Source organism: Enterococcus sp. 2G9_DIV0600, assembly GCF_002140615.1.
Lineage (GTDB): Bacteria > Bacillota > Bacilli > Lactobacillales > Enterococcaceae > Enterococcus_D > Enterococcus_D innesii.
Genome location: NZ_NGLL01000001.1, coordinates 2,486,906 through 2,505,895, shown reverse-complemented (window position 1 = coordinate 2,505,895; position 18,990 = coordinate 2,486,906). Strand labels below are relative to the sequence as shown.

Genomic DNA, 18,990 nt, shown 5'->3' with positions numbered 1-18,990 from the left:
AAAACAGCCGAGAAAATGCCACTAGGCGTTTTCTCGGCTGTTTTTTATCCATAATATTCATCTTTCTTCATGAAGCGGCAAAGTCACTGTAAAGGTAGAACCAATTTTAGGGAAACTGTCCACCTTGATGCTGCCGCCTAATAATTTGGTATAGTCTTTGACGATAGCCAGTCCGAGTCCAGTGCCGCCAGAATTGCGGGCGCGGGCTTTGTCTACCCGATAAAACCGTTCAAAAATCCGTTCTTGATCTTCTTCATCGATGCCGATGCCTTGATCCTGCACTTGGAATAGCAGCTGGTCGTCTTGCTCGGAAAAGGATAATTTGATGGTTCCACCAGGTTTTGAATAGGTGACCGCATTTTCAACTAGATTTTTTACGATGGGCTGCAGCAGCTCTTTTTTGGTAGACAAAATGTAGTGTTCTGGTCCTTCAAATTGAAAGGTTAATTGCTTCTTAGCAGCTGCGGGACCATAGGTTTGAAGGACTTGTTGCAGCAGTTCGGAAAAGTCGATTGGCTGATTGATATACTGGAAAGAATCGCTGTCTTGAGACAATTGGATGATATCTTGTATTAGATTTTTCAAGCGATAGGCATCTTTTTGAATGATCTCTAAGAAGGTTTGTAATGTCTCAGGGTCTTCTTTGGCACCGTCCAGCAATGTTTCAGTAAACCCGATCAAGGAAGTTACCGGTGTTTTTAATTCATGAGAAACATTGCCGACAAAATCTTTTTGCATCTTTTCTAATTGTCTGATGCGCGTCAAGTCATAGGAAATACCAATCAACTGGTTTTCTTGGAAACTCCGCAAGGTAACATCCAGGACTTTTGAACGTTCTCCGCTAAGGGTGGTCTCCGCATGGAAAATAGGGGTCTCGTCATTAAATTGATAGATCAACTGGATCAATTGTGTGTCATGAATCACTTCAGTAAAAGGTTGCGGCAAGGTGGGCACAGTTTCCATCCCCAACTGATCTTGCATCGTCGGATTCAACAGCAGCAGTTGATTTTCTTCATTGATGATAAAGACACCGATCATCAATTCACTGAGCAATCCGTAAAGTTGTTGTTCAGATGCTGCATAGGCACGATAGGTCTGGCTCATTTGTTCGCTCAGCTGATTGATCAGTTGATACAACTCATCATGTTCAGGTGTTTCTTGCATAATGATTGCTTGTTGATCGGGCGAGCTGATCATTTTCTTTACGACGGGCAGAATCGTTTGGATCGGACGATTCCGCTGACGCAAGGTATGGAAAATCAGTAGGCTGATCAAGAAACAAAAGACAAGATAGACAATCAAGATCGACTGCTTGATTCCTTGGTTTTTTGCAAAAAATGCAGCAGTCGGTTCGGCGATTCGTAAGATTTGCGTCAGATTTCCTTCCTCTTTGACAGGGACTGCCACGTAGAGCAATTCTTCATGTAAGGTATCACTTTCCCTCAGAGACTGACCGACGGCGCTTCCACGCAAAACGGCTTGGACTTCTGGACGATCGGAGCGGTTTTCATGCAGTGTATGATCATAGGTATCGAAAATAATCTGACCTTGATCATCTAACAAAGTGATGCGACTATTGCTATCTTCCACATAGGTATCCGCAAATTGTTCTAACGCCGCGGTTTGGTTATCTGAGAGATTCAAAAAAACGGTGGCTTTCTCTTGGAGAAAAGACACTTGCTGGGCAATGACTTGCTGACGGTAAAAACTGCTAAGAACTTGCCAGCTTAGAAAAAAAATCAGCAATAGGCCAATCGACCATATACCATAGCCATAGCGTTTTTTCATTAGACTGGCTCCTGAAATTTATACCCGAATCCCCGAACCGTTACTAAGTATTCCGGCCGTTTTGGATCAGCTTCCAATTTTTCTCTTAAATGACTGATGTGAACATCCACGATGCGACTTTGTCCATCAAAGTCGAAGTTCCAAATGCGATTGAGCAAGGTATCGCGATCGATCACGCGGCCTTTACGTTTCATAAAGTAAACTAGCAGCTCGAATTCTTTTGGCGTTAGGAAGATTTTCTCACCATCCACACTGACTTGGAAATTCGTCAGGTCTGCTTGGATCCCACCGACTTGCAGAATCTCTGCAGGTTGATCTTCTTCTCGTGTTTGTTGACGGGGTTCTAAACGACGGAAGATGGCTTTCATTCGAGCCAATACTTCTCGAGGGCTGAAAGGCTTCGTCAAATAGTCATCGGCGCCGATTTCTAAGCCTAAGATCCGATCGATTGGATCATCTTTTGCGGTCAAGACGAGAATCGGGGTCTCGATTTTTTCTTGGCGCAATTTCTTCGTGATCTCGATACCGTCCATATTTGGCAGCATGACATCTAAGATGATAAAGTCAAAAGGCTTAGACAAAGCTAATTCGTAAGCTTTTTTTCCATCTGCGGCTGAGACGACTTGGTAGCCTTCTTTTTCTAAATTAAAGGTTAAAAGTGTGACGATGGAAGGTTCATCATCGACAACGAGAATTTTTTTCATGATACACTCCTTTCGTTTCTTTTTTTCAAGAAACGATTAAATTTCAACGAACAAGTCCTATTTTAGCATGAATAGACAATTGGTACTATTGCAACCACTAAATAAATGCTATAATAAAGGACGATTTCATAGGAAAGCTGAGGGTGCGAAATGATCGGAATCAGTGCGTGTCTAGGCGGTGCACTTTGCCGCTATGATGGAAAACACCAAGCAGTGCCACAATTGATCGAACTGGTAAGAGCAGGTCAAGCCATGATGGTCTGTCCAGAAGTTCTTGGCGGTTTGCCGATCCCACGGGAACCGGCCGAAATCGTCGGTGGTGATGGGGTGGATGTTTGGGCACAACGGGCGAAGGTCGTCACCATCTCAGGAGAAGACGTGACCGAAGAGTTTACTACCGGCGCGAAAATTGCTTATCAAAAATTACAAGAGCAAGGCATCACCCAACTGATCCTAAAGGAGAAAAGTCCCTCTTGTGGCAGTCAGACGATTTATGATGGCAATTTTTCTGGAATCAAAAAAACAGGGGTCGGTGTCGCTTGTGCGTATTTTCGACAACAAGGCATGACTGTTTTGTCCGATGTCGAATGGCTTGCAAAACAGGAGGAAGCAAATGGAAATTGAAAAGACCAATCGCATGAATGCGTTGTTTGAGTTTTATTCCACGTTATTGACGGAAAAACAGATGAATTACATGGAATTGTATTACGCAGATGATTTTTCTCTAGGAGAAATCGCTGAAGAGTATCAAGTAAGCCGTCAAGCAGTCTATGACAACATCAAACGCACCGAACGTATTTTAGAAGACTATGAAAAAAAACTACATATGTTTTCGGACTATATCATGCGGGAAGACTTGCTGGATCAGCTAAGCGAGTATACGAAAACTCACTATCCAAAAGACGAAACCTTACAGGGGTTTATTCAACAGCTCCAAGAAATTGAAGAATAAAGGAATGAAAAAAAATGGCATTTGAAAGTTTAACTGAACGCCTCCAGCAGGCAATGAGCAAACTGCGCAGAAAAGGAAAAGTATCTGAAGCAGATGTAAAAGAAATGATGCGTGAGATTCGTCTAGCTTTATTAGAAGCCGACGTCAATCTCCAGGTTGTAAAAGAGTTTACCAAAAATGTTCGTGAACGAGCAGTTGGGGTAGAAGTATTAGAAAGCTTATCTCCAGCGCAACAGATCGTTAAAATCGTTGATGAAGAATTAACTAAAACATTAGGATCAGAAACAGTTGGGATCGAAAAATCACCGAAGATTCCAACGATCATCATGATGGCTGGTCTGCAAGGGGCAGGGAAAACCACCTTTGCTGGAAAATTAGCCAACCATTTGATCAAAACCGAAAACGCTCGCCCATTAATGATCGCTGGTGACGTGTATCGTCCAGCCGCGATCGACCAGTTGAAAGTATTAGGGCAGCAATTGGATGTACCTGTTTTTGATATGGGAACAGATGTCAGTCCAGTTGAAATCGTGCGTCAAGGACTGGCTTTGGCTCGGGAAAAGAAAAATGACTATGTTTTGATCGATACGGCAGGTCGTTTGCATATCGATGAAAACTTGATGGAAGAGCTAAAACAAATCAAGGACCTGGCACAGCCAAATGAAATTTTACTGGTAGTTGATGCGATGACCGGACAAGATGCTGTCAACGTGGCAGAAAGCTTCAATCAACAACTGGGGATCACAGGGGTGGTCATCACCAAACTAGATGGTGATACTCGTGGCGGGGCGGCATTGTCGATTCGTCAAGTTACTGGCGCTCCAATCAAGTTCACTGGTACCGGTGAAAAATTGACCGACCTTGAAGTATTCCATCCAGATCGGATGTCTAGTCGGATTCTCGGTATGGGTGATATGCTGACTTTGATCGAAAAAGCACAGCAAGATTACGACGAGAAAAAAGCAGAAGAACTTGCTCAAAAAATGAAGGAAAACTCTTTCGACTTCAATGACTTTGTCGAACAGATCGATCAAGTCATGGGCATGGGCCCAATTGAAGATCTCTTAAAAATGATTCCGGGAATGAGCCAAATGCCTGGTATCGAAAATGTCAAAGTTGATCCGAAACAAATTGCTCGGCAAAAAGCCATGGTTTATTCTATGACACCAGCTGAACGGGAAAATCCTGATTTGTTAAATCCAAGCCGCCGTCGTCGGATTGCCGCCGGTTCTGGAAACAGTGTCGTTGAAGTCAACCGCATGATCAAACAATTCAAAGAATCTCGCAAAATGATGCAGCAAATGAGTAAAGGGAATATGAACATTCCTGGCATGGATCAAATGTTTGGCGGTGGGGTCAAAGGGAAACTTGGAAAAATGGCCATGAACCGCATGGTTAAAAAACAAAAGAAGAAAAAGAAAAAACGCAAATAATCGTTTAACACTGATAGGAACTGAGAACTGAACCTTATCTTTGTGTAATTAAAAAACATGATCTGAAAAGGCACCAAATCGAGAAGCTGTACCTGCTGATTCTAGCAACTGCAACTCCTCAGATTGCCTTCTTCAGGTCATGGTTTTTTATGCTCACAGCGTCCTCTTTAAATGAACTTCTTCAAAGAACATCTAAAGAACATCCCATTTTATAGAGAAAGCCAGCTTTCTACCGAATATCCTAAATCGTCCAAGAGTCAAAAACAGTGAACAACACTAGTTGCGGACAACTCGAAGAATAGGATAGAAGCAGAACATTCGTGCTTTCTGTCAAATGATGCTACTATTAACTTATAGCAAGTATGAAAGGAGTTTTTTACGATGACAAACAAAGATCGCATTGAAGGAAAAGTAACCGAAACAAAAGGGAAACTTACAGGAGATGACTCCGAAGAATTAAAAGGGAAAACCCAAAATAAATATGGGAAAGCCAAAGATAAGGTTGAAGATTTTGCGGATGATGTTTCTCGCAAAGTAAATGACTTCTTTGACAAAAAAGACGACGACAAACCTAAACATTAAATATAAAAGCGTCCCTACAACAAGAAATTGTTGCCGGGACGCTTTTTTAAATATTGCTGACCTGTTTGTTTTTTCGTTTGTACCACCAATTCATCAGTGCTTTAGGATAGACAAGCAACAAACTGATGAATAAGCAAGCAACCAGCAACAAACCAAGCCGGAGGGCGATATTCCAAAGACTGACATCATATCCTTCGTAGAGATCACGGTAAAAAATTTCTAACGGGTAATAAGATATCATGGATAGATAGAACCAGGTTCCCAAAGAAAGCAGCCAATAAACCGGGGCGCGCAATTTAGGGATCGTTAAATAATCACCATCATTTTCTAAAGAAATTTTCGAGAACACTTTTTCGGCAGCAAGAATCAGCAAGCCGCTCAAGCCGAGGTAAAGGAGCAGCAGCCACCAAGGGTAGACATATCCTTGCGGCCAATCGATCCACGTTTGAAAAGGAAGCAGAAAATCCCCATGACCAAGAAATACAAAACTAAAAAACTCGCGGGTACATTGGAAAAAGCTATACCCCATTGATCCTAGAGAAATAGTGAAGAACACCGATAGCACGCCAGTAAACAGATTCCCCAGCAAAACGCCCAACAGGAGGCCTGTAGCAAATACGAGCAGATTCGTTGCCAAGGTACTAAGGGCAGAAAGCAGCACGTCTTGAAGCGGCACAGCGAGATAGCGAGCTGGGATCATCGCGTATTCGATCAGGATATGACCTAACAGACCCAACACTAAACAAGCCGTCAAGGGTAAGCCGATAAAAAGCAGTTTCTTGCGAAAGACCTGCTTTCTGCTAAAGGGTAAAGCAAATAAAAAGCGATTGAAATGGGTGCGGCCATCGACAAAAAAGGACAAAAAGCCTATAAGAAACAGAAAGACAATCACAAATTGATTCATGGTAGTCATATAAGGGTGACTGTAATAAATCTCATCAGAGTACTCTTTGTTGATCGTCAATGCCGCATCGCGGTACTCTGCCGCCGAATCAAAGTAAACCGGGGTTTCACCGTTGTAGCTTTTGACATAGTACTCTCGATTTTCGTTGAAATCTTTGATAAATTCTTCAGACGCCAAATAGCGTTCTTGCTGATGCCAGGCTTTTTGTGATTGCCAGCCAGCACTAATATACATGAAGAGCACGACAAAACAAAAGCCGATCAGCAGCTTGCCGTAGCGTTCTTTAAATAAATTGCTTAACATCGTTTTTCACCTCTATCCTTCCACCAATGCTTCTTGTCGTAAATTTGCTTCAAACAGATCTTCCAAAGTCAAAGGTAATTCTTCAAAAACCAAAGGATCAAGTTGCTGAATCTCAGCCGCCAGCTCCTCTGTGTAATTGTCAAACAAAGCGGTCAAGACTCGGCCTTGCTTTTGAATCAGCTTGGAGTGCTGCTTGATAAGGGGAGGAATCTGTTTGCTGCGAAAGACGAGTTGGAGTTTGCGAGATTGTTCGCGAATCGTTTCCAAACGGTAGTCTCCTTCAATCGTTTTCCCTTTGATCAACAAGGCACGATCAATAATATGTTCTAATTCATTTAGATTATGAGAAGCGATCAATGCGGTACGATTCGATTCGCTGAGGCTTTCCAGCAATAGTCCGATCACTTTTTTACGGACGATCACATCAAGCCCATCAAAAGGTTCATCTAAAAGTAAGAACGTCGCATTTGAGGCAATCGCAAGAATCATTTTATAAAGACCTTGCATACCTTTTGACATCCGTCGGTAGGAAAGCGTCAGAGGAAGACCGTGACTTTGCATCAATTCTAAATAAAGATTTTGATCGAAATTTGGATAAGCAAGCCGATAAAATTGATTGATTTTTTTTAACGAGTAGGCAGCCAGAAAGTTTTCTTTTTCATCAATATAAAAAAGTTGTTCTTTTAATTGCGGGTACTGATCCAGGCGTTGGTTATCGATGGAAATCTCCCCATCATCTAGTAAATAATGTCCAGCGATCGTTCGAAACAACGTGGTTTTCCCAGAACCATTGCGGCCGATCAATCCTACGATTTCTCCTTTTTCCAAGGAGAAGTTCACGTTTTCTATGATAGTTGTTTGCTCCATTTTCTTGGTCACATGTTCGATCTTCACTGTGGGTCGCCTCCTAACTCTTGTTCAAAGCCATTCATCCAATCGCTCAGCTCACGCATGCTGATCTGTAAATGGCGTGCTTCGATCACCAATTCTTTCAAGCGTTCTTTCACTTGTAAGATCCGAATCTCATCGCGTGGCAGATCCTCAGTAACTTTCACAAAGGTGCCTTTTCCTTTGATGGTGACAAGCACTTGCTCATTTTCCAATACTTTGTAGGCTTTGCTGACGGTATTTGGATTCATCAACAGGTGCTTGGCCATTTCACGAACCGAAGGCACTTGGTCTCCAGCGGTTAGAACACCGTTCAGAATATCTTCTTTGATACTTAAAACCAATTGCTCATAGTAAGGTTTGCTGCTGGCTTTGTTAATGCGAACCACAAAATCAGCTCCTTTCATTTATGTGTACTAGTATACGTAGTACACTAGTGGAAGTAAAGTCTTTTATGATAAAATAAACAAAAAGGAGCTGATGAGGACAATGGAACGATGTGAGTGGGCCAACAGTACACCAGCGATGCAGGAGTATCATGATACAATCTGGGGGAAACCTGAGTATGAGGATCAGCAGTTGTTTCGAAAATTGGTGTTAGATATGAATCAAGCAGGGTTGAGCTGGCAAACGATTTTAAATAAAATGGCGAATTTTGATGCGGCGTATGATCAGTTTGAAATCACCAAAGTAGCGAACTATACGGAAGAAAAAGTGGAAGAACTGATGATGAATCCAGGAATCATCCGCAATCGGCGAAAGATTGAAGCGGCGATCAGCAATGCCCAAGAAGTTTTAAAAATCCAGCAAGAATATGGTAGTTTCTCCGCATTCTTGTGGCGATATGTCGATCATCAGCCGATCATTAATGAATTTGAGCAACAATCCGATGTACCGACCCATTCGGAAATCTCTGATCAGCTAGCGAAAGATTTGAAAAAGCGAGGCTTTAAATTTGTCGGAACGACCATTATTTACGCCTTTATGGAAGCTGTCGGCATGGTCAACGATCATTTAGTCACTTGTGTTTGTCGAACATCAGCAGCAAACAAAGAATAAAGGAGCGAGCATAATGGGAAAAGTGATATTCTATGGTGCGATCAGCCTCGATGGCTATTTAGCAGGTCTGAAGGATCAACTGGACTGGCTGTTTCAAACCGATACCGGTGTCGCCACGACTTATGAAGCATTTTTTGCATCCATCGATGCGACAGTGATGGGGAGAAAGACCTATCAAGAAGCAAAAAAACTTATGGATGGTGGACTGTTATATCCCGAAACGACAAATTATGTTTTTTCCCGAACACAAAAAGAACCGTTGCCAGATGCAACGCTAGTGTCAACGGATCCAGTGGCATTTGTTTCAGCATTGAAACAAGAGAAAAACGTATGGGTAGTGGGTGGGGGTTCCCTATTAAAACCCTTACTAGAAGCGGATCTGATCGATGAATGGTTTATTCAAATCGCGCCGGTGCTTTTAGGAGAGGGCAAGCCACTGTTTGAAGCAGGGGATTACGCGAGGCGCTTGACGTTTGTTGAAACAAAACAGATGGGGGAACTGACAGAACTTCATTATGTTCGAAAAGCTGAGCAAGCAAGCGAGTAAAAAATACAAACTATTTTTCTACGCAAAAAAGACCAAGAAACTCAACGCTGAGTTCCTTGGTCTTTTGATACAGATTCATGGATTAGTTGAATCGTTGAAAGAGTTCAATATATTTTGCAATGATCGTTTCAAAGAAGCTTACTGTATCTGGATTGATTTCGTTGTTTTCATCAATCAAGTTGGTGATTCCACCGATATAGGCTTCTGGTTGTTGCAGAGTAGGCATATCCAAAAAGACTAATGATTGACGTAGGTGATGGTTTGCACCAAAGCCGGCGATCGCTCCTGGAGAAACGCTGACGACTAATGCTGGTTTACCACCCCAGCTGCTCGCACCATACGGACGAGAACCGACATCCAAAGCATTTTTCAACGCTGCAGGAACAGAGCGATTGTATTCTGGTGTAAAGAAGAAGACACCATCAACGGCGCTTAATGCTTCACGAAATGCTGTCCATTCAGCAGGAACTTTTCCTTCAACTTCCAAATCTTCATTGTAAAATGGCAAGTTGCCGATCTCAATGAAAGATGCTTCAAAACCTTCTGGTAATAATGATGCGAATTTTTTCGCTACGAGTTTATTAAATGATCCTTCCCGTAAACTGCCGACGATAAAACCAATTTTTTTTGTCATGTAAAATTCCTCCTTGTTGTTTTCTACTCTTTTAGCTTACCAAAAGTAAGTGAATGGTGCAAATAAAACGATTTGACTTTAAAAAGTTTCTCTATCACTAATGATACGCGTCCTGATCCATTCTGGCAAAAGATAACCATGCTCAGAAAATAAGAAAGAAGAAACTTTTTTTTGCTGTAAAGAAAAAACTCTTTACACCACCAGAAAAACCTGTTAAACTAGCTCTTGTGATTAAATCAATGGAGGTGTAAATAATGGCAGTAAAAATTCGTTTAAAACGCATGGGTTCTAAAAAGAAACCTTTTTACCGTATCGTCGTAGCAGATTCACGTTCTCCTCGTGACGGACGTTTCATCGAAACAGTTGGTACTTACAATCCTTTACTAGACCCAGCTGAAGTAACAATCAAAGAAGATCTAGTTCTTGATTGGTTATCTAAAGGTGCGCAACCTTCAGATACAGTTCGTAACATCCTTTCTAAAGAAGGCGTTATGAAAAAACACCACGAAGCAAAATTCACTAAGAAATAAGGTGACTTTGGATGAAAGATTTGCAAGAATTAGTCTTAACGATCGTTTCACCACTTGTTACCAAACCTGAGGATATCAAGCTTGAGCTGGTAGAGTCAGATGATTTCTTGGAATATAATCTTACTGTGGCACCAGAAGATATTGGTCGTATCATCGGTAAACAAGGTCGGGTTGCCAAAGCAATTCGAACGATCGTTTACAGTGTACGGACAAATGGACCAAAGAAAGTTCGTTTGAATATCATTGATGGTAAATAAGCAAGAATGAAAAGCATTTCTCTTTGAGGAATGCTTTTTTTGTAAAATTCATGCTTAAGATGGAGGACAAAAAAAGGTGGTTTTGAGATAATCAAAAGGAGGAGGTGCTTGTATGTCTCAACTAATCGCATGGATCGTCGTTCTTTTGATTCTCGTATTTATTTATAAAATTGGTTCTTTTCTTTGGCGAACGCTAGGGATCTTGTTGTTGCTCTTTTTAATTTGGGTCTATCGTGAGGAGATCATGACGCAATTGAACCAATGGACACAAAACTTTCGTTGGGGCGACCTATCGACGATCGCCAATCAAGTTTGGCAATGGATCAAGGATGGCTTTCAATCACTGCAAAATTGGGTGACAAATCTTTAAAAAATCAACAAAAAAAATGACAGACAATCTGACTTGTTTGTCATTTTTTTTATTGAGGGGTATCCTTTGTATAAGGAGGGGAACATCATGAAAAAAGAACTAGGATTACTCGTTACGCTGCTGACGATGGGCGCCTTAGCTGGCTGCAATAATCAACAGGAACCAGAAACAAGTCAAGCCAGTAGTGCCGAAACAACAGCGACGAGTATGGTGGAAAGTACCCAAACGCAAGCAAGTAGTCAATCAGAAACCAGTCAATCAAGTACGTCTTCTAGTCAGACGGCTTCTAGGGATTCTTCAAACACGAATAGTACTGCAGATATCTACGCTCAAATACAAGCGGTATTCCCTGATCTTGTCTTGCCCAAGGACATTCCACTTGCTTCAGGTAAAGTGTTGAATGCAGCCACAGCTGGCAGCCAAGCCGATGCCTCAATTCTTTATTATGGACTTGATCAGCAGTTGCCTCTCAATGACAAGGCTTTGAACGAGGAAACACCGATTGCTGCTTTTCAATCAAAAGACTATCAATCAGCGGATGAAGCTGCTGCAGCGGTCAATGTAACAGCTGATGATGGCGGACAAGCCGTTGATCTCGGATATGGCATTACTGGGCATATGCAAGGAGCTGCTGGCTCCAGTTATTTGAGCTGGCAAGAAGGAAATTGGTCATTGACTGTTCGAGCAGTCAATCAAGAGGAACAAGATCCAGTTCCGGTTGCCAAAGAAGTGGTAGCGTATCTGGAAGAAGCTATGCTCCCAGCGCCTGAGGTCGGTCAAATCACCATCGATATGGGAAAAAATGACCATACAGCAACTACCGTGGTCTGGCAACAAGAAAAGACCCTTCGAACGGTGCAACATCAAGATGCACGTTCGGCATTGAAAATGGCCGTTTCTATGAATCAATAAAGCTTATATTAGGACAATGCCCCTTTGATCAAGCGTCGAAGGGGCGTTTTTCGCGCGATGATTTTGAGGAAAACATGGGGCGCTAGGAAACGGCTAGAATTCACTACTTTGCTATGCTAAAATAGAACAGAAGCTAGAAGAAATGGGGAACGAACGTGACAGAATATTTAAACGTAGGGAAAATCGTCAACACACATGGGATCCGTGGAGAAGTACGTGTGATATCACAAACGGATTTTCCAGAGGAACGCTACCGAAAAGGGGCCGAATTGACACTTTTTCGTGAAAATAAAGAGCCATTACCATTGATCGTTTCAGGTCATCGCAAACACAAAAATTTTGATTTGTTAACATTTGAGGGCTATCCCAACATCAACGACGTTGAACCGTTTCGTAACGGCATTTTAAAAGTTACCAAGGATGATTTGGTGGATCTAGCAGAAAATGAGTTTTACTACCATGAAATTATTGGTCTGGAAGTCGTCGAAGAAGATGGCACAATCATTGGTAAAGTAAAAGAGATCCTTTCACCAGGTGCCAATGACGTTTGGGTCGTTCAACGAAAAGGGAAGAAGGATGCCTTGATTCCTTATATCGAGTCGGTTGTCCACACGATCGATCTTGAAAATGGTCAGGTCACTGTGGAAATCCCAGAGGGGTTGTTAGACGATGAGAATTGATGTGTTGACACTATTTCCGCGAATGTTCGAAGGTCCTCTAGGAGAGTCGATCATCGGCAAAGCACGGGAAAAGGGACTGTTAGAAATCAACGTCTCTAATTTCCGTGACTATTCCGATAACAAACATCAAACAGTGGATGACTATCCTTATGGAGGCGGAGCAGGAATGTTATTAAAAGTCCAACCTGTCTATGACAATATCAAAGCGATCGAAGCAGCGGCACCAAAAACGAAAAAGCGGGTGATCCTATTAGACCCAGCGGGAAAACCCTTTGATCAAAAGATGGCGGAAGAATTCTCTACCGAAGAGCACCTTGTTTTTATTTGCGGTCACTATGAAGGCTATGATGAACGAATCCGTTCATTGGTCACTGATGAAGTGTCACTGGGGGATTACGTCTTGACTGGTGGCGAATTGGGGGCCATGGTCATGATTGATGCGACAGTCAGGCTATTACCAGAAGTTTTAGGCAATCAAACCTCCGCACAAAATGATTCTCATTCCACTGGTTTATTAGAGCATCCGCAATATACACGCCCGGCAGCGTTCAAAGGCATGAAAGTGCCGGAAGTTTTGATAAATGGCAATCATAAATTGATCGAGCAGTGGCAATTAAAAGAATCATTGCGCCGCACCTTTCAGCGCCGACCTGATATGCTAGAAAATTATCCGTTGACGGCAGAAATGCAGAAGCTTTTAAAAGAAATTGAAGAAGAAGCGAAAGCTGGTAACTAAAATAGTGCCAGTTTTTTTGATATTCTGCGCCATGACAAGAAAATTCTCTTTACAGCCAGTGGTCGACTGTGGTAAGATGTTTCAGTGAGTGTAAACTCAACTATTACGATGTTCCGCTGGAGCTTTCATGCTTTAAGAATGTTTGGGAATAAGGAGAATGATAAACATGAATCCATTGATTCAAGAACTAACTCAAGAACAATTACGTACGGACATCCCAGCTTTCCGTCCTGGGGACACTGTTCGCGTTCACGCGAAAGTTGTCGAAGGAACTCGCGAACGTATCCAGTTATTTGAAGGTGTTGTCATCAAACGCCGCGGTGCTGGTATCAGCGAAACTTATACAGTTCGTAAAGTATCAAACGGTGTAGGTGTTGAACGTACCTTCCCATTGCACACACCACGTGTTGCACAAATCGAAGTTGTTCGTTACGGTAAAGTACGTCGTGCAAAATTGTACTACTTGCGTGCATTACACGGAAAAGCAGCTCGTATCAAAGAAATTCGTCGTTAATCATTTATTATCAGATGAAGCAAAAGCCCTTGATTTCAAGGGCTTTTTTCTTTTGCTCTGCGTTATGTTCTATCATTTTTAAGTTCTAGGATTGATTAATTGTGGAAAAAGGGTAGGCTGTTACAGTGTTTTCTTTCTTCATGGATAAAAAGACAAAGTACTGGTTATAATACTTTGTCTATCGAGAGGCTGTCCATTGTTAGGACGAGCTTTTTTTAATTAGCTTTGTCTATTCATCCCTTGAAACAACAACCATAGATTTGATCGTTTTTCGTTCCTGCATATCGGCATAGGCTTGGTTGATATCATCTAAATCATAGGTTTGGGTGAAAACGCGGCCTGGATTGATAGTACCATCAAGCACCGCTTTTAACAGGATTTCCTTATCATATGTTGTGACCGATGCAGATCCTCCCGCAATGGAAATGTTTTGAGCAAAAGTGGAACCGATTGGTCGATTGTCATAGTGAGGGACGCCGACATAACCTACACGACCACCATTATGCAATACACCAAGGGCTTGTGTAATGGCAGCTTCTGTACCAACACATTCAAGAGCAGCATCCGCGCCTCCGCCAAGGATCTCGCGTACCTTCGCGATTCCCTCTTCACCACGCTCAGCCACAACAGCTGTAGCACCTGATTGAAGAGCCATTTCTTGTCGATCTTTATGACGGCTCATTAAAATAATTTGGGAAGCCCCACGCATTTTTGCCGCGATGACAGCACATTGTCCTACGGCACCATCGCCAATCACGACGACTTTATCCCCTTTTTCTACATGTGCACAACGTGCCGCATGATATCCTGTGGGCATAACATCTGCCAAAGTTAAAAGAGACTTGATCATACCTTCCGTATAATCAGCTGGCTGACCTGGAACTTTTACAAGGGCCCAGTTGCCGTAATGGAAGTTAATATACTCAGATTGGAAACCGTTAGACCAATTCGTTGTACCTTGATGACGGTCGCATGTGCCATCAAAGCCGGCACGGCAAGCATCACATTCACCACAACCATGGGTGAAGGGGACGATGACAAAATCTCCAGGTTTCACAGTCGTAATGTCTGGACCGATTTCTTCAACGATGCCTAATGCCTCATGACCATCATTAACTGAATGAGGTTCTTTACTATCGCCATGGGCATACGACCAAAGATCAGAACCGCAAACACATGCTCGGACAACTTTAATAATAACATCATCGGCTGCTTGTAAAGTTGGCTTTTTTACTTCTTCCACTTTAACTAATCCTGCTTTTTCAAAAATTGCTGCTCTCATATAAATCCTTCTTTCTTAAGTTAGTATTGTTAGTATAAATGTTAAAGTTAACTTTAGGTCAAGAAAAAGGCACATCAAGAAATGACGTTCTCTAAAAAATTCCATTCAGGTTTTCCTTCAAGAGCAAACGTAGTGCTAACAAAAATAATTATTTCTATTCGTTAGCCGTTTCTTACGATGTTTCAAGTGGAGCATGCGCAAATGACGCCTGGAGACGGTTTGTCATTCAAACAGCCTGCCGTTTCTGAAACTTCTATCCAACTTCCCTCAATGCTTCATTTGGCGCAACAAAAATTACATGTACGTCAGAGTAACTTTTTTCATAAATGATTTTAGCTTATCTAGCAGAGGATACCATGAAATGATCGTCTAAAGTTTTGCGAAGACAGAATACTTTCTTCAGATTCAAGTTTATTTCCCTCTCAACAACTGTTACTGATCAGCAGTTTTTTATAAAAAAGGCAAAGAGGCAATAAACGGAGATTTTAATTAAACGTTCACTACACATTTAGGCTATAGAAGTTCATTTTGAGTGATTAGGTAGTTGCTGATTGATTACTATATTTTTCCGTATTATGTGCCGATCGTAGTTGGGGAGCCTTTTGGGCTTTTTGATTTTGACACAGTAAGGCCAGGAAGCAGGTTATGGGATGTTTCTTATGCTGCGTACCGCTGGGTACCCTTGTATTTTGATGGCAACAGTCGTCTGAGTGAAACACAATGCCATCGATTGAAACTTTTTGTGGATACTTATCGGCTGTCCAATAATGACAGAGTACAGATTGTCGATTGTTTGATCGACCGCCTTTGTGCACTAGTTGCTTTTATGAGTAGAAAAGGAGAAGAAGGGAATGGGAATTTTCAGAAAAACATTGACGAGGGACATCTTGCTAAATACCAATATGACATTCAGCGCCTGAAAGAAAATAAATCGCAAGTCATCGAAGGGATAAAAATAGAAGAATAGAAGAACAGTGAGTACAAATCATCCTACAGTCTTCTATCAGATCGTCTAGGTGTTTTTTATTGAAACGATTGTTATTTATAGAAATGAATTATCTCTATCTTTTTAATTTTTAATTTTATGTAATCTGGAAATAAAGAAAAAATTTTGAATGATTTCATTATTGTTTTCTAATAAATGATTACAGAAAAAAAGCAATATATTCCCCTTTTTTCGATGATTTCTATGGTAATCTTCTCGATAAAGAACTTTCTTTTATCTAGCTATTACTGACCTCTATGCGTTAGTTAATTACTTCGCAAATAAAAGGAAGTTCTTTATTTAAACGAATTGAAAGAGGTGTCTTTGTGAAAGCAGCTGTAGTATCAAAAGATAAGGTTGTAAAAATCGAAGAAAAAGAATTGAGAGCGCTTCGTCCGAATGAAGCATTATTAGAAATGGAGTGTTGCGGTGTCTGCCACACTGACTTGCATGTAAAAGATGGCGACTTTGGCGATGCGTCTGGAATCGTACTTGGTCACGAGGGAATCGGTAAAGTCGTTGCGATCGGTGATGATGTTACTTCTCTAGCAATTGGTGACCGTGCAAGTGTTGCTTGGTTGTATGAAAGCTGTGGATCATGTGAATACTGTGTGAACGGGAATGAGTCATTATGTCGTTCTGTTAGAAATGCCGGCTATTCTGTAGATGGTGGTATGGCTGAAGAGTGTATCGTTGTAGCTGACTATGCAGTGAAGGTGCCTGAGGACTTAGGTTCTGCTGAAGCCAGTAGCATTACTTGTGCAGGCGTAACGACATATAAAGCGGTGAAAGTTTCTGATATTAAACCAGGTCAATGGATCGCCATCTATGGTTTAGGCGGATTAGGAAACTTAGCCTTGCAATATGCAAAAAATGTCTTCAATGCAAAAGTGATTGGGATCGACATCAACGACAAGCAGTTGGACTTTGCAAAAGATCACGGCGCTGACCTTGTGATCAATCCCGCGAAAGAAGATGCAGCGAAAGTCATTCAAGAAGTAACCGGTGGCGCACATGCAGCTGTTGTAACTGCTGTTTCAAAAGCAGCCTTCAACTCTGCTGTCGATGCCGTTCGTGCGGGCGGTACGATTGTAGCAGTCGGTCTTCCACCAGAAAGCATGGACTTGAACATTCCGCGGCTTGTATTGGACGGTATTAAGATTGTTGGCTCTCTTGTCGGAACACGAACTGATTTAGCAGAGGCTTTCCAATTTGCAGCTGAAGGAAAAGTCGTTCCTAAAGTTGTTATGCGTCAGTTAGAAGAGATCAATGATATTTTTGATGAAATGCTCTCTGGCCAAATCAAAGGGCGGATGGTCATAGATTTTCAAGAGAAATAAATGGAAAGAGAAATACCAACAGATAAATTTTAAACGAAGGAGAAAATTTCGTGTGTAATTTATTGATCATTGACAGCAATGAGCGAGGAGCAGTTAATGATATGATTCGTTTGATCGATCGTCATTTCCCAAATGTCATCTTACTTCCGACGGTTGATTCGAAAAAAGCGCTTCAGCGAACATGTCTTGAGCAAACGGTTGAAATTGCAGTGATCAATGCGGATGGCGAAGGAGACTGTTTTGAATTATACAAAGAATTGCTCTCTTTTTGCCCGAATGCAAAAGCAATTTTGTATTCTGCAGTAGAAAGCTTTGCTATCGCTCAAAAAGCGTTGCGTTACGGCTTGATCGATTATTTAGTGGAACCGATCACCAATGATTTTGTTTATGCATTGGACCGGGGGGATTCAATCCATCAATCAGATTTCCTTGCTGCACGTCGAGAAAAACAATGAAGCTTCTCCTTCGCTTTCTTTAAGACATAAGATATTGCGCTATATTCATGAAAATTATAGAGAACATATTACGTTAGACACTTTAGCAGATCACCTGCATTTAAGCCGGTATCACACCAGCCGTTTGATCAAGAATACCTTAGGGATGACCTTTTCATTGTACTTGATGATTTATCGTATTGAGGTTGCTAAAAAAGAACTTTCAACAAGTGATCGATCAATCAGTTGAAATCTCTGTCAGAGCGGGATTCAATGATCCAAATTATTTTAGTAAGAAATTTAAAAAAGCAACTAGTTATACGCCCAAAGAGTATCGAAAAATTTATCGTGGGAAAGCTACCGTGATCGATTCAAGACTTGAGTTTTGAGTATTAAAAAAAGTAGAGTAGCTTGCGTTGAATTGATCAGCGAAAAAATGGCTTCTATGCGATGCGTATTTGGTTACTTTTTCATAGGTAAGAAAAGCAAAAAGGTCTTGCATGCAAAGGCCTTTTTTTTACTTAAAAAAAACATTTTTGGATGAGCTGATAGAAACCAATAACAAATGATAAGGTTTGATGTTTTTGTGAATCAACTGATAGGTGGTATAATGAGAGCGGATTCGTTAATGCAGCTTATCAAAGAAAAGAGGCAAGAAAATGGCGAACAAAATGGTGTTTATAAATTTGCCTGTCACTGATATCAAACGTGCAACCTCCTTTTATGAAGCGTTGGGATTTGTCAAAAATGAAGAGTTCTCAAACGAGACTAGCAGCGGGATGGTTTGGAGTGAATCGATTTGGGTGATGTTGTTAGAACATGCGTTTTATCAACAGTTTCTGAATGGCAGACGTATTGCGGATACGAAGAACACAAGTGGTGCATTGATTGCGTTTAGCTTCGATACTCCAGAAGAAGCGAAGAATTTTGCGAAGATTGCAGAAGAAAATGGCGGTCAATCGTTCCAAGTTGACATGGGTATTCCAGAAGACATGATGGTCGGTTATGAAATCGTTGATCCCGATGGCAATCAGCTTGAATCAGCATGGATGAATGGCTATTAGCAAAGTGATCGTTTAAATAAAAAGTAAAAAAGTGGTTCAGTATGCAGTTCCTTCAAGAAGTTAGGCTTTTGTGCTAACTTTTTGAGGGCTGT

General features: G+C 41.5%; 26 protein-coding genes. 19 read left to right on the top strand and 7 right to left on the bottom strand.

What is annotated here, in order from left to right; all coding sequences use genetic code 11:
- Nucleotides 1-57: 57 nt before the first annotated feature.
- Complete coding sequence (gene pnpS / locus A5870_RS12075; protein WP_086293058.1) at nt 58-1,788, bottom strand: two-component system histidine kinase PnpS; 1,731 nt, start codon at nt 1,786-1,788, stop codon at nt 58-60.
- Nucleotides 1,788-2,492: a response regulator transcription factor gene (locus tag A5870_RS12070; RefSeq protein ID WP_081118430.1), complete on the bottom strand. Its 705-nt coding sequence runs from the start codon at nt 2,490-2,492 to the stop codon at nt 1,788-1,790. The genes pnpS and A5870_RS12070 overlap by 1 nt, the downstream gene beginning before the upstream one ends.
- Before the next feature lie 150 nt (nt 2,493-2,642).
- Between A5870_RS12070 and A5870_RS12065 the strand changes: the two genes are divergently transcribed.
- From A5870_RS12065 to A5870_RS12050, 4 genes are all read left to right on the top strand, one after another.
- Complete coding sequence (locus A5870_RS12065) at nt 2,643-3,116, top strand: DUF523 domain-containing protein (RefSeq protein ID WP_077453503.1); 474 nt, start codon at nt 2,643-2,645, stop codon at nt 3,114-3,116.
- Complete coding sequence (locus A5870_RS12060; RefSeq protein ID WP_005228897.1) at nt 3,106-3,444, top strand: putative DNA-binding protein; 339 nt, start codon at nt 3,106-3,108, stop codon at nt 3,442-3,444. The genes A5870_RS12065 and A5870_RS12060 overlap by 11 nt, the downstream gene beginning before the upstream one ends.
- A 14-nt stretch (nt 3,445-3,458) precedes the next feature.
- Nucleotides 3,459-4,877 carry a signal recognition particle protein gene (gene ffh, locus A5870_RS12055; protein WP_005228902.1) on the top strand — a complete coding sequence of 473 codons (1,419 nt, stop codon included), beginning with the start codon at nt 3,459-3,461 and terminating at the stop codon, nt 4,875-4,877.
- Nucleotides 4,878-5,258: 381 nt separating this feature from the next.
- Nucleotides 5,259-5,459 (top strand): CsbD family protein, encoded by a 201-nt coding sequence (locus A5870_RS12050; protein ID WP_008377398.1) that lies wholly within the window; start codon nt 5,259-5,261, stop codon nt 5,457-5,459.
- Nucleotides 5,460-5,505: 46 nt separating this feature from the next.
- On the opposite strand, the gene A5870_RS12045 is transcribed toward A5870_RS12050, so the two are convergent.
- The 3 genes from A5870_RS12045 to A5870_RS12035 are packed head-to-tail and all read right to left on the bottom strand — an operon-like array spanning nt 5,506 to nt 7,943.
- Nucleotides 5,506-6,666: an ABC transporter permease gene (locus A5870_RS12045; RefSeq protein ID WP_086293056.1), complete on the bottom strand. Its 1,161-nt coding sequence runs from the start codon at nt 6,664-6,666 to the stop codon at nt 5,506-5,508.
- A gap of 12 nt (nt 6,667-6,678) precedes the next feature.
- Nucleotides 6,679-7,560, bottom strand: a complete 882-nt coding sequence (locus A5870_RS12040; RefSeq protein WP_086293054.1) for an ATP-binding cassette domain-containing protein — start codon at nt 7,558-7,560, stop codon at nt 6,679-6,681.
- On the bottom strand, nt 7,557-7,943 hold the full coding sequence (locus A5870_RS12035) for a GntR family transcriptional regulator (RefSeq protein WP_005228910.1): 387 nt from the start codon (nt 7,941-7,943) through the stop codon (nt 7,557-7,559). The genes A5870_RS12040 and A5870_RS12035 overlap by 4 nt, the downstream gene beginning before the upstream one ends.
- Before the next feature lie 100 nt (nt 7,944-8,043).
- Here A5870_RS12035 and A5870_RS12030 point away from each other — a divergent pair, with 100 nt between their 5' ends.
- Both A5870_RS12030 and A5870_RS12025 read left to right on the top strand, forming a co-directional pair.
- Nucleotides 8,044-8,613 (top strand): DNA-3-methyladenine glycosylase I, encoded by a 570-nt coding sequence (locus A5870_RS12030; RefSeq protein ID WP_034869182.1) that lies wholly within the window; start codon nt 8,044-8,046, stop codon nt 8,611-8,613.
- A gap of 13 nt (nt 8,614-8,626) precedes the next feature.
- Entirely contained in the window at nt 8,627-9,160 is a 534-nt protein-coding gene (locus tag A5870_RS12025) for a dihydrofolate reductase family protein (RefSeq protein WP_086293052.1), read from the top strand.
- A gap of 82 nt (nt 9,161-9,242) precedes the next feature.
- Here the strand turns inward: A5870_RS12025 and A5870_RS12020 are convergent, their stop codons facing one another.
- Nucleotides 9,243-9,794: an NADPH-dependent FMN reductase gene (locus tag A5870_RS12020; protein ID WP_016613846.1), complete on the bottom strand. Its 552-nt coding sequence runs from the start codon at nt 9,792-9,794 to the stop codon at nt 9,243-9,245.
- Between the two features lie 254 nt (nt 9,795-10,048).
- Here A5870_RS12020 and rpsP point away from each other — a divergent pair, with 254 nt between their 5' ends.
- From rpsP to rplS, 7 genes are all read left to right on the top strand, one after another.
- Nucleotides 10,049-10,324 carry a 30S ribosomal protein S16 gene (gene rpsP / locus A5870_RS12015; protein WP_005228917.1) on the top strand — a complete coding sequence of 92 codons (276 nt, stop codon included), beginning with the start codon at nt 10,049-10,051 and terminating at the stop codon, nt 10,322-10,324.
- Nucleotides 10,325-10,335: 11 nt separating this feature from the next.
- Complete coding sequence (locus tag A5870_RS12010; protein WP_005228918.1) at nt 10,336-10,581, top strand: KH domain-containing protein; 246 nt, start codon at nt 10,336-10,338, stop codon at nt 10,579-10,581.
- A gap of 112 nt (nt 10,582-10,693) precedes the next feature.
- On the top strand, nt 10,694-10,951 hold the full coding sequence (locus A5870_RS12005) for a hypothetical protein (RefSeq protein WP_005228919.1): 258 nt from the start codon (nt 10,694-10,696) through the stop codon (nt 10,949-10,951).
- Between the two features lie 87 nt (nt 10,952-11,038).
- Nucleotides 11,039-11,863 (top strand): hypothetical protein, encoded by an 825-nt coding sequence (locus A5870_RS12000; protein WP_086293050.1) that lies wholly within the window; start codon nt 11,039-11,041, stop codon nt 11,861-11,863.
- Nucleotides 11,864-12,018: 155 nt separating this feature from the next.
- Entirely contained in the window at nt 12,019-12,543 is a 525-nt protein-coding gene (gene rimM / locus A5870_RS11995) for a ribosome maturation factor RimM (protein WP_081118437.1), read from the top strand.
- The gene (trmD, locus tag A5870_RS11990) at nt 12,533-13,279 is read left to right on the top strand and encodes a tRNA (guanosine(37)-N1)-methyltransferase TrmD (protein ID WP_086293048.1); all 747 of its coding nucleotides are present in this window, start codon (nt 12,533-12,535) and stop codon (nt 13,277-13,279) included. The genes rimM and trmD overlap by 11 nt, the downstream gene beginning before the upstream one ends.
- Nucleotides 13,280-13,445: 166 nt before the next feature.
- Nucleotides 13,446-13,793 (top strand): 50S ribosomal protein L19, encoded by a 348-nt coding sequence (gene rplS, locus A5870_RS11985; RefSeq protein WP_002357176.1) that lies wholly within the window; start codon nt 13,446-13,448, stop codon nt 13,791-13,793.
- A gap of 229 nt (nt 13,794-14,022) precedes the next feature.
- On the opposite strand, the gene A5870_RS11980 is transcribed toward rplS, so the two are convergent.
- Entirely contained in the window at nt 14,023-15,075 is a 1,053-nt protein-coding gene (locus A5870_RS11980; protein WP_074536033.1) for a zinc-binding dehydrogenase, read from the bottom strand.
- Nucleotides 15,076-15,619: 544 nt separating this feature from the next.
- On the opposite strand from A5870_RS11980, the gene A5870_RS11975 reads away from it, so the two are divergent.
- The 6 genes from A5870_RS11975 (at nt 15,620) to A5870_RS11960 (ending at nt 18,898) form a co-directional block, all read left to right on the top strand.
- Entirely contained in the window at nt 15,620-16,042 is a 423-nt protein-coding gene (locus tag A5870_RS11975) for a hypothetical protein (protein ID WP_236598521.1), read from the top strand.
- A 344-nt stretch (nt 16,043-16,386) separates the two neighbouring features.
- Nucleotides 16,387-17,400, top strand: a complete 1,014-nt coding sequence (gene adhP, locus A5870_RS11970) for an alcohol dehydrogenase AdhP (RefSeq protein ID WP_086293046.1) — start codon at nt 16,387-16,389, stop codon at nt 17,398-17,400.
- Nucleotides 17,401-17,450: 50 nt separating this feature from the next.
- Nucleotides 17,451-17,855, top strand: a complete 405-nt coding sequence (locus A5870_RS17665) for a response regulator transcription factor (RefSeq protein WP_242596030.1) — start codon at nt 17,451-17,453, stop codon at nt 17,853-17,855.
- A complete protein-coding gene (locus A5870_RS17800; RefSeq protein ID WP_369596787.1) occupies nt 17,776-18,084 on the top strand; it encodes a helix-turn-helix domain-containing protein in 309 nt (102 codons plus the stop codon). Before A5870_RS17665 ends, A5870_RS17800 begins: the two co-directional genes overlap by 80 nt.
- On the top strand, nt 18,065-18,223 hold the full coding sequence (locus A5870_RS17660; RefSeq protein ID WP_252086074.1) for a helix-turn-helix domain-containing protein: 159 nt from the start codon (nt 18,065-18,067) through the stop codon (nt 18,221-18,223). The genes A5870_RS17800 and A5870_RS17660 overlap by 20 nt, the downstream gene beginning before the upstream one ends.
- Nucleotides 18,224-18,493: 270 nt before the next feature.
- On the top strand, nt 18,494-18,898 hold the full coding sequence (locus A5870_RS11960) for a VOC family protein (RefSeq protein WP_086293044.1): 405 nt from the start codon (nt 18,494-18,496) through the stop codon (nt 18,896-18,898).
- The last annotated feature ends 92 nt before the right edge of the window (nt 18,899-18,990 follow it).